Raw genomic sequence first — 14,620 nt, 5'->3', positions numbered from 1 at the left:
CGGTGTCAACGAATTCTCCGGGGTGTAGGGAATTCACGAGTGCGGCCGCGGAAAATCGTGCGCGGAACTGGTGAATTCCGGGTCCGCGGTCTGGTCGGCTGTGCTGGCCGGTCTGCCACCGGCACCGTCCACCGGGCGGCCCGCGGCGGCCGCCGTGAACCGGGGTGTCCTCACGTGCTGTCGAGACTCGCGCGCGCCCAGCTGCGCGGCTACGCCGGACCGGCGGGCGTGCTCGTCGTCCTCCAGACCGTGCAGATCGCCGGCACGCTGCTGCTGCCGACGCTCGGTGCGGCCCTCATCGACGAGGGGGTGGTCCGGGCCGATCCCGGGCGGATCGCCGAGCTCGGGACGATCATGGCGGGGGTCGCCGTCGCGCAGATCGTCGCGGCGCTGGCCGCGACCGCGCTGGGTGCCCGCACCTCCACCGCGATGGGCCGGGACCTGCGCTCCGCGGTGTTCGGCCGCATCCTCGACTTCTCCGCCCGGGAGGTCGGCCGGTTCGGCACCGCGTCGCTCCTGACCCGGACGGTCAACGACGTCCAGCAGGTCCAGAACCTCGCCCGGTCCGGGTTCGGCGTCGTCGTCTCCGCTCCCCTGATGTGCGTGGGCAGCGTCGTGCTCGCGCTGCAGCAGGACGTGCCACTGGCGCTGCTGCTGGTCGTCCTCGTGCTGGTCGTGGGTGTCTGCTTCGGACTCCTGCTGGCCCGGATGGGCACCCTCTACGACCGGATGCAGGTCACCCTCGACGGGCTCGGCCGGCTGCTCCGCGAGTCGATCACCGGGGTGCGGGTGGTCCGCTCGTTCGTCCGCGACGACCACGAACAGCAGCGCTTCACCCGCACCAACGACGCGTTCCTCGACCTCTCCCAGCGGGTCGGCAGGCTGATCGCCACGATGCTGCCGCTGGTGCTGCTGCTGATGAACCTGTTCACGGTCGTCCTGATGTGGGTCGGCGCCCGGCGCATCGACGCGGGCGTCATGCAGCTCGGCGCGCTCAGCGCGTTCCTGTTCTACCTGTCGCTGATCCTCATGTCGGTCGTGATGGTCGCGTTCGTGTTCCTGCAGGTCCCGCGGGCCCGGGTGTGCGCGGGCCGGATCATGGAGGTCCTCGACACCGAACCGGGCGTCCCGGCACCGGCCGACCCGGTCCCGATGCGCGGCCCCACCGGCCGGGTGGAGCTGGACGACGTGGAGTTCCGCTACCCGGGCGCGGAACGCGCCGTCCTGGACGGGATCGGCCTGACCGTCGAGCCCGGGGAGCGGGTCGCGGTGCTGGGCAGCACCGGCAGCGGCAAGACGACCCTGCTGAACCTGGTGCTGCGGCTGGTCGACCCGACCACGGGCGCCGTCCGCGTCGGCGGCACCGACGTGCGCGAGCTCGACCCGGCGGTGCTGACCGGCGCCGTCGGGTTCGTGCCGCAGCGCCCCTACCTGTTCGCCGGCACGGTCGCGAGCAACCTGCGCTTCGGGCGTCCGGACGCGACCGACGACGAGCTCTGGGAGGCGCTGCGCGTCGCGCAGGCCGACGGGTTCGTCGCCCGGATGCCCGGCGGGCTGGACGCCGAGGTCGCGCAGGGCGGCACGACCGTCTCCGGCGGCCAGCGCCAGCGGCTGTGCATCGCCCGCACCCTGCTCCGCCGCCCCGGCGTGTATCTGTTCGACGACTGCTTCTCCGCGCTGGACCAGGCCACCGACGCCGCGCTGCGGGCGGCGCTGGTCCCGTGGACCGCCGGCGCCACCGTGATCACCGTGACCCAGCGGGTCTCCACCGCGCGCGACGCCGGCCGGGTCGTCGTCCTCGACGCCGGGCGGCTCGTCGCCGACGGCACCCACGACGACGTGCTGCGCGACAGCCCGACCTACCGCGAGATCGCGCACTCGCAGCTCACCGAGGAGGACGCCGCCCATGGCCTCGCCGGACGTCACTGAGCAGGACCCGGCCACGCCTGCCGCGGGTGCTGCGGGTGCTGCAGCACCCCCGGGGCCGGGTGACCGCCCGGCCCGCCGGCTCGTCGGGCTGCTGCGGCCGCACCGCAGCCCGGTGGCGCTCGCGCTGCTCACCGGCGTCGCCGGGATCGCGCTCAACGCCGTCGGGCCGCTGCTGCTGGGCCGGGTCACCGACCTCGTCGCGGTCGGGGTGCTCGGTCCTGGCGGGCCCGGCGGCGACGCCGCCGGCAGCCCCGGACCGGCCACCGGCGTCGACTTCGCGTCGGTCGGGCGGCTGCTGCTGGTCCTGCTCGTGGTCTACATCGGGGCGTCGCTGTTCACCCTCGCGCAGGGCCGGATCGTCGCGTCCGTGGTGTGGCGGGTGATCCACGACCTGCGGGGCCGGGCGCAGGCGAAGCTGTCCCGGCTCCCGTTGCGGCACTACGACCGGCACCCCGCGGGTGAGACGCTCGGGCGCACCACCAACGACGTCGACAACCTGCAGCAGACCCTGCAGCAGACCCTCGCCGAGCTGATCACCTCGATCCTCTCGCTGGTCGCGATGCTGACGCTGATGGTCGTCATCTCCCCGTCGCTGGCCGTCGTGATGATCCTCAGCGTGCCGGTGTCGGGGCTGCTCGCGACCTGGCTGGGGCGCCGCGCCCACCCGCAGTTCACCGCGCAGTGGGAGGCGAACGGCGCGCTCAACGCGCACGTCGAGGAGGTCTGCACCGGGCACGCCCTCATCCGCGGCCACCACCGCCGTGCCGAGGCGCAGCGCCGGTTCGCCGAGTGCAACGACGCGGTGTACCGCGCGGGGGCGTCGGCCCAGACCTCGTCCGGCGCGATGGAGCCGGTCATGATGTTCGTGGCGAACCTCGGGTACCTGGTGGTCGCCGTCGTCGGGGCCTGGAAGGTGCTCTCCGGCTCGCTCACCCTCGGCGACGTGCAGGCGTTCATCCTCTACGCCCGCCAGTTCAGCCAGCCGATCGTCGAGATCGCCTCGGTGGCCGGGCGGCTGCAGTCGGGGGTGGCCTCGGCGAAGCGGGTGTTCACCCTGCTCGACGCGCCCGAGCAGGAGCCCGAGCCGCGCACCCCGGCGACGCCCGGCGCCCCGGCCGGCCGCGTCGAGTTCCGCCGGGTGTCGTTCCGCTACACCCCGGAGACCCCGCTCATCGAGGACCTGTCGCTGCGCGTCGAGCCGGGCAGCACCGTCGCGATCGTCGGCCCGACGGGCGCGGGCAAGACCACCCTGGGCAACCTGCTGATGCGCTTCTACGAGATCGACGGCGGGACGATCCTGCTGGACGGCACCGACACGGCGACGATGACCCGCGCCGACCTGCGCTCCCGCTTCGGGCTCGTCCTGCAGGACACCTGGCTGTTCGGCGGGACGATCGCGGAGAACATCGCCTACGGCGCGCCGGACGCGACCCGCGAGGACATCGCGGAGGCGGCCCGCGCCACCTGCGTCGACACGTTCGTCCGGACCCTGCCCGACGGCTACGACACCGTCCTCGACGACGACTCCGGCGGCGCCAGCGCCGGGGAGAAGCAGCTGATCACGGTGGCGCGGGCGTTCCTCGCCCGGCCGGCGGTGCTCGTCCTCGACGAGGCCACCAGCGCCGTCGACACCCGCACCGAGCTGCTGATCCAGCGAGCCATGGCCACCCTGCGCACCGGGCGGACCAGCTTCGTCATCGCCCACCGGCTGTCGACGATCCGCGACGCCGACCTGATCGTGGTCATGGAGTCCGGCCGGATCGTCGAGCAGGGCACCCACGACACCTTGCTGCGCGCCGGCGGCGCCTACGCCCGCCTGCACTCCGCCCGCACCCCCTGACCGCTCCCCGACCGACCCGGGAGGACCACCGTGCCCGAACCCCAGCTGCTGGCCGTCGCCGACCTGCACGTCGTGCACGCCGAGAACCGGGCGCTCGTCGAGTCGCTGCGCCCGTCGTCGGACGGCGACTGGCTGATCGTCGCCGGTGACGTCGGCGAGATGTACGCCGACATCGAGGCCACGCTGCGCCTGCTCGCCGGCCGCTTCGCGCGCGTCGTCTGGACCCCCGGCAACCACGACCTCTGGACCCACCCGCAGGACCCCTGCACGCTGCGCGGCGACGCGCGCTACCGGGCGCTCGTCGAGACCTGCCGCGGCCTGGGCGTCGACACCCCGGAGGACCCGTACCCGGTGTGGGACGGCCCGGGCGGGCCGGTCGCGGTGGCGCCGCTGTTCGTGGGCTACGACTACTCCTTCCACGCCCCCGGTGCGACGACGGCGGCCGAGTCGCTGCGGATCGCGCACGACGCGGGCGTCGTGTGCTCCGACGAGTTCCTCCTGCACCCGGACCCCTACCCGGACCGCGCCACCTGGTGCCGCCGCCGGGCCGCGATCACCGAACGCCGGCTGGCGGCGGTCGACCCGGACCTGCCGACGGTGCTGGTGAACCACTGGCCGCTGGTGCGCCACCCCACGCGGGTGCTGCGGTACCCGGAGTTCGCGCAGTGGTGCGGCACCGAGCTGACCGCCGACTGGCACGTCCGGTTCCGCGCCGCCGCCGTCGTCTACGGCCACCTGCACATCCCCCGCGTCACCTACCACGACGGGGTCCGGTTCGAGGAGGTCTCGGTGGGCTATCCCCGCGAGTGGCGGCCCCGGCCGCCCCGGGAGCCGCTGCGCGCGGTGCTGCCCGCGCCGGTCGCCGGAGGTGTGCGGTGATCGAGCAGGTGCTGCCCGGCCGGGTCGTCACCGAGTGCGCCTACGACGACGAGGAGCACCCCGGCGAGGGCCTGTTCCCGCAGGAGCAGGAGCTCGTCGCGCGGGCCGTGGAGTCCCGGCGGCGCGAGTTCACCACGGTGCGCAGGCTCGCCCGCCGCGCTCTGGGGAGGCTCGGCCGCTCCCCCGCCCCGATCCTGCCGAACCGTCGCGGGGCCCCGCAGTGGCCGTCCGGCGTGGTCGGCAGCATGACGCACTGCGCCGGGTACCGTGCGGCGGCCGTGTCCCCCGCCGCCGAGTCCGCCGCGGTGAGCATCGACGCCGAGCCGGACGCGCCGCTGCCCGACGGCGTCCTCGAGACGGTCACCCTGCCCTCCGAGCGCGCCCTGCTCGACGGCCTCGCCCGGCGCCGCCCGGGGACGGCGTGGGACCGGATGTACTTCAGCGCCAAGGAGAGCGTCTTCAAGGCGTGGTACCCGCTGACCGGCCGCGAGCTGGACTTCGACGAGGCCGAGATCGTGTTCGACGCCGGCGCCGGCACCTTCTCCGCCCGCCTGCTCGTCCCGGGGCCGCTGGTCCACGGCGAGCGGGTGACCGTGTTCCCCGGGCGCTGGCACACCGGCCACGGCCTGCTCGTCACCGGGGTGCACCTTCCGGCACCGCAGCCGTGACTCCGGGGGTTTCCCGGCCCGGTCGGTGGTGGGCTGGGCCCATGGAGCAGACCACGGGCACTCGGCCGGCCGACGACGCCGCGCAGCAGGCGGACGGGGCCGGCGCGCAGCCGATCCTGTTCTGCTGCACCCATTCCACCGGGGAGGCCGCCACCAGCCTCGTCCTGGCCGGCGAGCTGGCCCGGCGCGGCGTGCCGGACCTCGTGTTCGCCGCCGACGAGAACCTGCGCGGCCCGGTCGGCGAGCTCGCCGACCGGAGCGCCGTCGAGTTCGTCTCCCTGGGACCGGTGAACCCGGACCTGGCGCTCACCATGATCGACGACGCGACCTACGCCCGGATCCACCAGCGCTCCCGCGTCCGCGGCCTGCGCGCGCGGGCCCGGCAGCTCTTCGACGTCGACCACCTCATGCAGCGCTACCAGGCGCTCGACGAGGTGGTCGAGCGTGTCCGCCCCGCGCTCATGGTGATCAACCGGTTCGCGACGCACGCCGTGCAGGTCGCGCTGACCCGCGGCATCCCCTACGTCATCACCGCGCCGTGCCTGCTCAGCAGCCTCGTCGAGCACGACCTGCCCCGCGGGTTCCCGCCGCCGTCGTCCGGGCTGCCGCTGCACCGCACCCGCCGCCAGGAGCTGGAACGGATCTGGTTGGGGATCGGCACCGGCACCCTGTTCCTCGACCGCTCGGTGTTCCGCAAGGCCGTCCGGCTGCACCGCGGGATGGGCGAGCTCGGGATCGACCCGCGCACCCTGCGCGTCCCCGTGCAGAACGCGGGCGCCCGCTCGATGCTCTGCTTCTCGGTCCCCGGGGTCGACTACCCGCTGCCGGTCCCCGACCGGGTCCGGATGGTGGGAGCCCTCGTCCCCCCGGTCCGCCACGACGAGCGCGACGCCGGCGTCGCGGAGTGGCTCGACGCGCACCCGTCCACCGTGTACCTGGCCTTCGGCTCGATCACCCGGATGACGGCGGACCAGGTCCGGTCGGTCGTCGAGCTGGCCCGCAGGCTCGGCGACGACCACGGCGTCCTCTGGGTCCTCCGCGCCGACCAGCAGCGCTTCCTCCCCGACCCCGCCGACCGGCCCGCGAACCTGAAGGTCGTGGACTGGCTCCACTCTCAGCACGCGGTGCTGGAGCACCCGCACGTGCGGGCGTTCTTCACCCACGGCGGCAGCAACAGCATCCACGAGAGCCTCTGGTTCGGGACGCCGGTCCTGGTCCGCCCGACCAACGTCGACCAGTACGACCACGCGGTGCGAGCGACCGACACCGGCATCGGCCTGGCCGTCGACCGCCCCGACCTCGTCGACGTCGACGACGTCCACGCCAAGCTCCAGCGCCTGCTCCGCGAGCCCGCGTTCACCGAGCGCGCCCGCGAGCTCGGCGACGTCCAGCGCGCCGCCGGCGGCCTCGACACCGCCGCCGACGCCGTCCTCGCCGAACTGGGGAACCGTCACCCGGCCACCCCCTGACCCCCGCCGCCACCGGATCAGAACCGCGCCGAGCAGCTGCGGTCGGCACATGCCGAGCGCCGGAGCCGCACGGTTTCCGTGGTTCCGGCGCACGCTGCCAACCTTCCGCACAAGTTGACGGTTTCCCGCACAGACTCTGTTCCGTGCGGCAGCCCCACACCCTGTGCGGCGGCCCGCATCCTGTGCGATTCCGCCTTGATCTGAGCGGCTGCAGCCGTTGTAGGGCGGGGGGTGCGCCCTGGCGGCAGCGTCCGGGCGGCACATCGACGGAATCCGCACAGCATGCCCGTACTCGCACAGGATGCGGGCCGCCGCACAGCTTGCCCCGCACCCGCACAGCTTGCCCGGCGCCCGAACAGGTCACCGGCACTCGGCACTCGGCACTCGGCACAGCTTCCCCCGCACCCGCACGGGGCACCCGGCACCCGGCACCCGCACAGGTTGCCCAGCACCCGCACGGATCCTGACTTGTGCGGTGTGTCCACGGTCTGTGCGGCCACGTCAGATCCTGTGCGGCTCTACGTACCGTGTGCCCGCGCGCTGCGCTCAACTGGCTCGTGCCCGAGCTCAATGCCGGTGCCGGAGCCGGAGCCGGTGCCGGAGCCGGGCCACGCGCCACACGCCGCCACGCCCCACGCCCCACGCCCCACGCCCCACGCCCGCACCGCACCGCACCGCACATCTTGCGCTGCGCCCGCACAGGATCTGTCCTGTGCGGTGGCCCAACCGTGTGTGCGATCAGCCCGGAGCCTGTGCGGTTCCCGCCGGGCGGCCTGCGGCACGGACGGTGCGCGCGGAGCTGCGCGCCGACGGCCGCTCCAGGGCTCGCGGTGGCGCTCGCGCCAGGCCTCGCCAGGACGGTGCGCCGCCGTCACTGCGAAGGTCCGCCCGATCGGCGGAGCCCGGCACCCCGGTCGGACCGGCCATGCTCAGGCGTCAGGGGCTCGCACGATCGCCCACACCGGGACCTCGCACGGGACCCGGCACCGGATGTGCTCCGTGGGCACAGCGGATGTGCCGGACGCGCGTCAGGTTCTCGCCTGGTGGACAGCGGAGCGGAGTCCTCGGGTGCGCCGGGCCGGCCCGGCGCGGACGAAGGACGAAGGGACACCGCACGATGACCCGTCCACCACGGTTCCCGTTCGGGCGCGCAGCCCCGGGCGCACCAGACGGCCTGCCGCACGTCGTCGTCGTGGGAGCCGGGTTCGCCGGGCACGCCGCGGCCAAGGGCCTGATACGCCGGCTCCGCGGGCGGGCCCGGATCACCGTGATCGACCAGCAGGACCACTTCGTGTACCTGCCGCTGCTGCCCGAGGTCGCGGTCGGGACGCTCGAGCCCCGCCGGATCGCGGTGTCGCTGAGCCGGTCGCTGCGCGGGGCGGAGATCGTGCTCGGGACCGTCGAGCGGATCGACGTCGACACCCGCACCGTCGCCTGGCGCGATCCGGACGGCGGTCACGGGCAGATCCGCTACGACCGTCTCCTGCTGGCCGCGGGCAGCGTCAACGCGCTGCTCCCGATACCGGGGGTGGCGGAGAACGCGCACGGCTTCCGCAGCATCCCCGAGGCGCTGTACCTGCGCGACCACATGGTCCGCCAGATCGAGATCGCAGCGACCACCGACGACGCCGCCGAGCGCCGGGCCCGGCTGACCTTCGTCACCGTCGGTGCGGGCTACACCGGGACCGAGCTCGCCGCGCAGGGCGCGATGCTGACGGCGTTGATGGCCCGCGACCGTCCGGCGCTGCGCGGGACGCCGGTCCGGTGGATCCTGATCGACCGGGCGTCGCGGGTGCTGCCCGAGCTCGACCGCAGACTGTCCCGCACCGCGGACCGGGTCCTGCGGCGGCGCGGGGTGGAGATCCGCACCGGGGAGTCGGTCGCCGAGGCCACGCCGGGACGGGTGCGCCTGACCTCCGGCGAGGTGATCGACACGCGGACGCTGGTCTGGTGCGTGGGGGTGCGGCCCGACCCGCTCGTCGCCGACCTGGGCCTCCCGACCGACCGCGGACGCCTGGTGGTCGGGACCGACCTGCGGGTTCCCGGGCGGCCCGAGATCCACGGCTGCGGCGACGCGTCCGCGGTCCCGGACGTGACCCGCGGCGGCACCCCGACCGCCATGACCGCCCAGCACGCCACCCGGCAGGGCGCGCTCGCCGCGCGGAACGTGGCCGCGTCACTGGGCTACGGCGAACCCGGCACCTACGCGCACCACGACCTGGGCTTCGTCGTCGAGCTCGGGGGCGCCGACGCGGCCGCGAACCCGCTGGGTGTCCCGCTGTCCGGGCTCGCGGCCACGGTCGTCACCCGTGGGTACCACCTGCTGTCGATGCCGGGGAACCGGCTGCGGGTCGCGACCGACTGGCTGCTCGACGCCGTCACCGGACGGCAGGCGGTGCAGATCGGGGTGATCCGCGCCGAGCACGTGCCGCTGGAGACGGCCGAACCGCACGCTCCCGACGGTCCCGCGACGGCGGCCGACGTCGAGCCGGTCGACCGTCCCGGCAGCACAGGCTCGGCGTGAGCCGCACAGGTTCTGGGCTTCCCGCACGAGACAGGACCTGTGCGGACAGCCGACGGTCTGTGCGGGAAGCCGACAGCATGTGCGGTGGCGGGAGGTACTCGACCCCACCCACCCCGTCGACTACATTCTATAGAGTGTGACACCAGCTCCCGAGGATCCGCTCACCGTCGACGGCTCGGCCGGCGTGACCACGCTCCGTCTGCAGCGCCCGCACCGCCGCAACGCGCTCGACCACACCCTGCTCGAACGCCTCCTGTCCGAGCTCGGCGCGGCGGCCCGGCGCGGTGACGCCGCCTTCGTCCTGACGGGCGGGGACTCCTACTTCTCCTCCGGCGGCGACGTCGGCTCGATGCCCTCCGCCGCCGACGGGCTCTTCGGCCCCGCCTCCCGGCTCGCCCTGGTGCACGAGGTCGTCGAGACGATCGTGCGGACCGACGTCGTGGTGGTCGCCGCCGTCGAGGGCTACGCCGTCGGTGCGGCCTGGGGCCTGGTGCTGTCCTGCGATCTCGTCGTCGCCGCCGACGACGCGTTCTTCGCCGCCCCGTTCGCCGCGCGCGGCCTCACCGCCGACGCCGGTACCGCCTACCACCTCCCCCGCCGCCTCGGCCCGCAGCGCGCGGCCCGCCACCTGCTGCTCGGCGAGCGGCTCAGCGCCCCGGCCGCGGCCGACGCCGGCCTGGTGAGCGAGGTCGTCCCCGCGGGTACGGCGACGGCGCGGGCCGGCGAGATCGCCGCGCGGCTGGCGGCCGGGCCCCGCGAGTCCAACGCCCTGACCAAGCGTCTCGCGGCCCGCACCCACGCGGGCCTGGCCGACTTCCTCGCCTCGGAGCGGGTGGCCGTGGCGCTGGCAGGCCAGGGCCCGGACGCCGCCGAGGGCCGGGCGGCCTTCACCGAGCGCCGCGAACCCCGCTTCACCTGACTCCCCCGGGTGCCGTGGCCCCGCCACGCGACCGGGAACCGACCAGAGAGAGGACCGGAATGACTGCACTGCTGGAGGGCCGCACCGCCGTCGTGACGGGTGGTGCCCAGGGCATCGGGCTCGCCATCGCGCGCACCTACGTCGAGCACGGCGCCCGCGTCGTGCTCGGCGACCTCGACGAGGCCGCCGCCCGCGCCGCCGCGAAGGAGCTCGGCGGGGAGGAGGTCGCCGTCGGCGTCCGCTGCGACGTCGTCTCCGCCGAGGAGGTCGCCGCGCTGATCGACACCGCGGTGACGACGTTCGGCTCGCTCGACGTCTTCGTCAACAACGCCGGGATCACCCGCGACGCCACGATGCGCACCATGTCGGAGGACGACTTCGACCTGGTGATCCAGGTCCACCTCAAGGGCACCTGGAACGGCACCCGGCTCGCCGCCGCACGGATGCGGGAGCAGAAGTCCGGCGCGATCGTGAACATCAGCTCGCTGTCCGGGAAGGTCGGGATGGTCGGGCAGACCAACTACTCGGCGGCGAAGGCGGGGATCGTCGGGCTCACGAAGGCCGCAGCCAAGGAGATGGCCCACCACGGGGTGCGGGTCAACGCGATCCAGCCGGGCCTGATCCGGTCGGCGATGACCGAGGCGATGCCGCAGAAGGCGTGGGACCAGAAGATGTCCGAGATCCCGATGCAGCGGGTCGGTGAGATCGACGAGGTCGCGAACGTGGCGCTGTTCTACGCGTCGTCGCTGTCGTCGTACATGACGGGCACGACGGCCGAGGTCACCGGCGGGCGGTTCATGTGACGGGCGGCCCGCTCGTCGTCTCCACCCGGGACGGGCTCGACGCCGCGATCGGCGCCGAGCTCGGCACGGGGCCGTGGACCACCGTGGACCAGGACCGCATCGACGCGTTCGCCGCGGCGACCGGCGACCACCAGTGGATCCACGTCGACCGCGAGCGGGCCGCGTCCGGGCCCTACGGCCGCACGATCGCGCACGGCCAGCTCACGCTGTCGCTGATCTCCGCGCTGGCCGGCGACCTGTACCGGTTCGAGCTGGGGACGGCGCGGCTCAACTACGGCTGGGACCGGGTCCGGTTCCCGGCGCCGGTCCCGGTGGGGTCCCGCGTCCGGCTGCACGCGACGGTCGCGGACGCCGAGCCCCGCGACCGCGGCGTCCTCGTCGCGATCGACTTCACCGTGGAGCTGGAGCACTCACCACGCCCCGCATGCGCGGCCCGCAAACTCTCCCTGATCCTCCTGGACTGATCACCGACCACGACACGCTCACCGGTTCCGCCGGCGCTCGCCCGATCGCGTGCGCGTCGACGGAACCGGTGAGCGTCCGTGGGGAGGTCGGGGAGGTCGGGTGGGGCGGGTGGGGCGGGTGGGGCGGGTGGGCGCAGATAGACGGACGCCCCGGTCCTGTCGGACCGGGGCGTCCCGTGGGGTGGACCGGGTCAGCCGTTGAAGCCGAAGGTCTGGTTCCAGCGCCGGACGATGTCGGCGCCCTCGGTCTCCGCCTGCTCCGGGCTGTAGACGACGAACGACGGGTCGTCGGCCTTCGGGAGCCGGTAGTCACCGGTCGGGACCTGTTCGATGTCGGTGCGGGCCCCGATGAACCCCTGCGCGGCGGCGAACTGCTGGCCCGACTTCGACCAGGTCCAGTTCATGAACAGCTTCGCGGCCGGGCTGTCCTGCCCGGTACTGGTCAGGCCCTGCATGTTGAAGGTGCCGGACACGCCCTCCTCGGGCACGACGAGCTTGATCGGCGCCCCGGACCGCTCCGCGCCGTAGGTGCTGTTGAAGCCGGCCGTCGCGATCTCAATCTCGCCGCGGGCGAGTGCCTCCAGCTGCACCGAGGTGGTGTCGAAGATCCGCGGCTGCTGCGCGGCGAGCCCGGCCCAGTAGTCCGGGCCGATGACGTCCTCCTGGAACGCGGCCAGGCCCTGCACGGTGCCGCCCGCCCCGGCGTTGACGACGCCCATGCGGCCCTTCCACCGCGGGTCCAGCAGGTCGTTCCAGCTGGACGGGACGTTCCCGGCCTCGACGGCCCGGTTGTTGTAGGCGAACGCGTAGGCCGAGTAGTACGACGTGTAGTAGGCCCCGCCGTCCCACGTCACGTTCTCGGTGCCGGTCAGCGTGTCGTGGGTCGGCATCTCGGTGTAGGGCACGAACACGTCCTGCTCGGCGAGGCCCTCGGCGAGCAGCGGGTCGGTGATCGTGACGACGCCCGCCGACAGCCGCCCGGCCCCGGCCTCGCTGAGCACCCGCTCGTTGAGCTTCGCCGACGGCATCCGCGTCACCTCGACCTGGACGCCGGTCTCCGCGGTGAACCGGTCCGCGGTCAGCTCGGCGCTCTCGCTGCCGGACCCGGTGAACCAGACGAGCGTGTCGCCGCGGGCGGCCTCCAGCAGGGCGGCGTCGGCGACCTGCTCGCCGTCGACGACGAGGCCGTTCGCGTCGTCCACGGCGGGCAGCGCGAGCATCCCCTCGGTGACGGTGTCGGTGCCGCCGCCACCACCCCCGCCGCAGCCTGCGAGCAGCAGGCCGCCCGCCGCGAGTGCGGCGACCAGGCCGCTCGTGCGTGTCCTCTTCATGGGTCAGCTCCTTTGCCGGGACGGACGCCGTCGTCCGCCGGTGTGACTACCGCGCGAGGCGGCGGGGGATGTAGGACAGGACGAACATGAAGGCGGTGTAGATGACGCTCATCGCCGCGGCCTCGCGCAGCGCGCCGCCGTTCTCGAACGCGTCGTAGATCGCGATCGAGAGGATCTCGGTGTCGCTGGTGTAGAGGAACAGCGGCACGGTCAGCTCGCGCATGCTGAGCATGAGCAGCAGCAGGAACGTCGACAGCAGGCCCACCTTCATCAGCGGCACCGTCACGCTGGTGACCGCACGGGCCCGGTGCGCACCGAGCATCACCGCGGAGTCCTCGAGGTCGCGGTCGGTCGCGAGGATCGAGGAGGCGACGCCGCGGAAGCCCTGCGGCGACTGCACGGCCAGGAACGCGATGACGAGGACGGCGAGGGTGCCGTAGAGCGGGACCGGCATGACCAGCCATGTCCACAGCAGGCCCATGCCGAGCACGACGGCCGGCAGCGCCAGCGGGATCATCGAGATCCCCTCGACCAGCGACCGCCCGGTCGCCCGGGTGCGGTAGACGAGGTAGCCGCACAGGAACGCCAGCACCACGCCGGCACTCGCCGCGAACACGCTGACGACCAGGCTGTGCCAGGCCGCCTCCTGGAAGCTCGACGAGACCAGCACGTCGGAGAACGAGCTGAAGTCGAGCCCGCCCGGCTCGGCGAGCTGGGTCAGCGAGGTCAGGTAGGGCGAGCTCTGACCGGCGACGGTCACGAGCGCCAGCACCGGCAGCACGATCGACAGCGCGAAGAAGCCCAGGACGGCGACGAGCGCCGGGATCCGGGCCCGGCCCAGCGCGACCTTCTTCTGCCGGACGCCCTTGCCGGTCACCGTGGTGAACGACCGCTTCGCCAGCATCCGCTGCTGCAGCCAGGTGGCGAGCAGCACGACGGCGACGAGCACGACCGCGATCGCGGCGCTCTCGTTGCCCCGCGACGGGCTGGTGTTGAGCAGCCGGAAGATCAGCGTCGGGAGGGTGTCCACGCCGCCCGGCGTGCCGAGCACCTGCGCGACCGGGAAGTTCTCGAAGACCAGGATGAAGGTCAGCATCGCCGAGCCGATGAGCGCCGGGGTGGCGAGCGGGAACGAGACCAGGCCCAGCATCCGGCGCGACGTCGCGCCGTGCACCCGCGCGGCCTCCTCCAGGTCCGGGCTCATCATCGACATCGCGCCGTGCACCAGCAGGAAGGTGTAGGGCGAGTAGTACATCGCGAAGACGACGATCATCCCCGGCACGGAGTACATGTCCAGCGGCAGGGAGAGTCCGAGGTCGGCCTGCGCGATGTTGAGCAGGCCGGCGTTGGGGCCGCCGAGCATGGACCAGGCCAGTGCGCCGACGTAGGACGGCAGGAAGATCGGCATCAGGCCGACCAGGTAGACGAAGCGCGGGACCGGGATGTCGCTGCGCGCGGCGAGGAACGCCAGCGATCCGCCGATGAGGCAGGCCAGCGCCGTCGACACGACGCCGATCACCATCGAGTTCCCGAACGCCGTCAGCGTCTGCGGGTCGGTGAACACCCCGAAGTTGCCGAGCGTGAGGTCCCAGGTGATGTTCCCGGGGCGGGGGACGTCCACGCTGAACGCCGCGAGCAGCACCATCGCCGCGGGCAGCACGATGAGCACCGCCAGCACGACCAGGACGAGCACGGTCGGCAGCCGGAGGCGGCGCCGGCCGGTGCGTGCGCGCGGCGGGGGTGCCGCGGTCTCTCCCGTGCCGGTGCGGGGCGGCTCCTGGAGGATCGCCACGG

At 73.7% G+C, this 14,620-nt stretch carries 11 protein-coding genes; 9 read left to right on the top strand and 2 right to left on the bottom strand.

From position 1 onward, the window contains the following. Positions 1-174 precede the first annotated feature (174 nt). The 9 genes from AD017_RS25800 to AD017_RS25760 all read left to right on the top strand — a co-directional run bounded on the left by AD017_RS25800 (position 175) and on the right by AD017_RS25760 (position 11,495). A complete protein-coding gene (locus tag AD017_RS25800) occupies positions 175-1,929 on the top strand; it encodes an ABC transporter ATP-binding protein (RefSeq protein WP_060575834.1) in 1,755 nt (584 codons plus the stop codon). Next, positions 1,907-3,769, top strand: coding sequence for an ABC transporter ATP-binding protein (locus AD017_RS25795; RefSeq protein ID WP_060575833.1), 1,863 nt, complete (start codon positions 1,907-1,909; stop codon positions 3,767-3,769). Before AD017_RS25800 ends, AD017_RS25795 begins: the two co-directional genes overlap by 23 nt. 30 nt (positions 3,770-3,799) lie before the next feature. Further along, entirely contained in the window at positions 3,800-4,648 is an 849-nt protein-coding gene (locus AD017_RS25790) for a metallophosphoesterase (protein WP_060575832.1), read from the top strand. Next, positions 4,645-5,316 (top strand): 4'-phosphopantetheinyl transferase, encoded by a 672-nt coding sequence (locus AD017_RS25785; protein WP_010243779.1) that lies wholly within the window; start codon positions 4,645-4,647, stop codon positions 5,314-5,316. Before AD017_RS25790 ends, AD017_RS25785 begins: the two co-directional genes overlap by 4 nt. A 41-nt stretch (positions 5,317-5,357) precedes the next feature. Further along, positions 5,358-6,785, top strand: coding sequence for a glycosyltransferase (locus AD017_RS25780; protein ID WP_060575831.1), 1,428 nt, complete (start codon positions 5,358-5,360; stop codon positions 6,783-6,785). A gap of 1,117 nt (positions 6,786-7,902) precedes the next feature. Next, positions 7,903-9,309, top strand: a complete 1,407-nt coding sequence (locus tag AD017_RS25775; RefSeq protein WP_060575830.1) for an NAD(P)/FAD-dependent oxidoreductase — start codon at positions 7,903-7,905, stop codon at positions 9,307-9,309. A gap of 136 nt (positions 9,310-9,445) precedes the next feature. Beyond that, positions 9,446-10,228, top strand: coding sequence for an enoyl-CoA hydratase/isomerase family protein (locus AD017_RS25770; protein ID WP_060575829.1), 783 nt, complete (start codon positions 9,446-9,448; stop codon positions 10,226-10,228). Between the two features lie 59 nt (positions 10,229-10,287). Next, on the top strand, positions 10,288-11,031 hold the full coding sequence (gene fabG, locus AD017_RS25765) for a 3-oxoacyl-ACP reductase FabG (protein ID WP_010234003.1): 744 nt from the start codon (positions 10,288-10,290) through the stop codon (positions 11,029-11,031). Further along, positions 11,028-11,495 (top strand): MaoC family dehydratase, encoded by a 468-nt coding sequence (locus AD017_RS25760; protein WP_060575828.1) that lies wholly within the window; start codon positions 11,028-11,030, stop codon positions 11,493-11,495. Before fabG ends, AD017_RS25760 begins: the two co-directional genes overlap by 4 nt. A gap of 191 nt (positions 11,496-11,686) precedes the next feature. On the opposite strand, the gene AD017_RS25755 is transcribed toward AD017_RS25760, so the two are convergent. Continuing rightward, positions 11,687-12,826 carry an ABC transporter substrate-binding protein gene (locus AD017_RS25755; protein ID WP_060575827.1) on the bottom strand — a complete coding sequence of 380 codons (1,140 nt, stop codon included), beginning with the start codon at positions 12,824-12,826 and terminating at the stop codon, positions 11,687-11,689. Between the two features lie 46 nt (positions 12,827-12,872). Further along, complete coding sequence (locus AD017_RS25750; protein WP_082538303.1) at positions 12,873-14,618, bottom strand: iron ABC transporter permease; 1,746 nt, start codon at positions 14,616-14,618, stop codon at positions 12,873-12,875. Positions 14,619-14,620 lie beyond the last annotated feature (2 nt).

It is taken from the genome of Pseudonocardia sp. EC080619-01, from assembly GCF_001420995.1.
Lineage (GTDB): Bacteria > Actinomycetota > Actinomycetes > Mycobacteriales > Pseudonocardiaceae > Pseudonocardia.
This window is presented reverse-complemented; position numbering and strand designations above follow the sequence as displayed.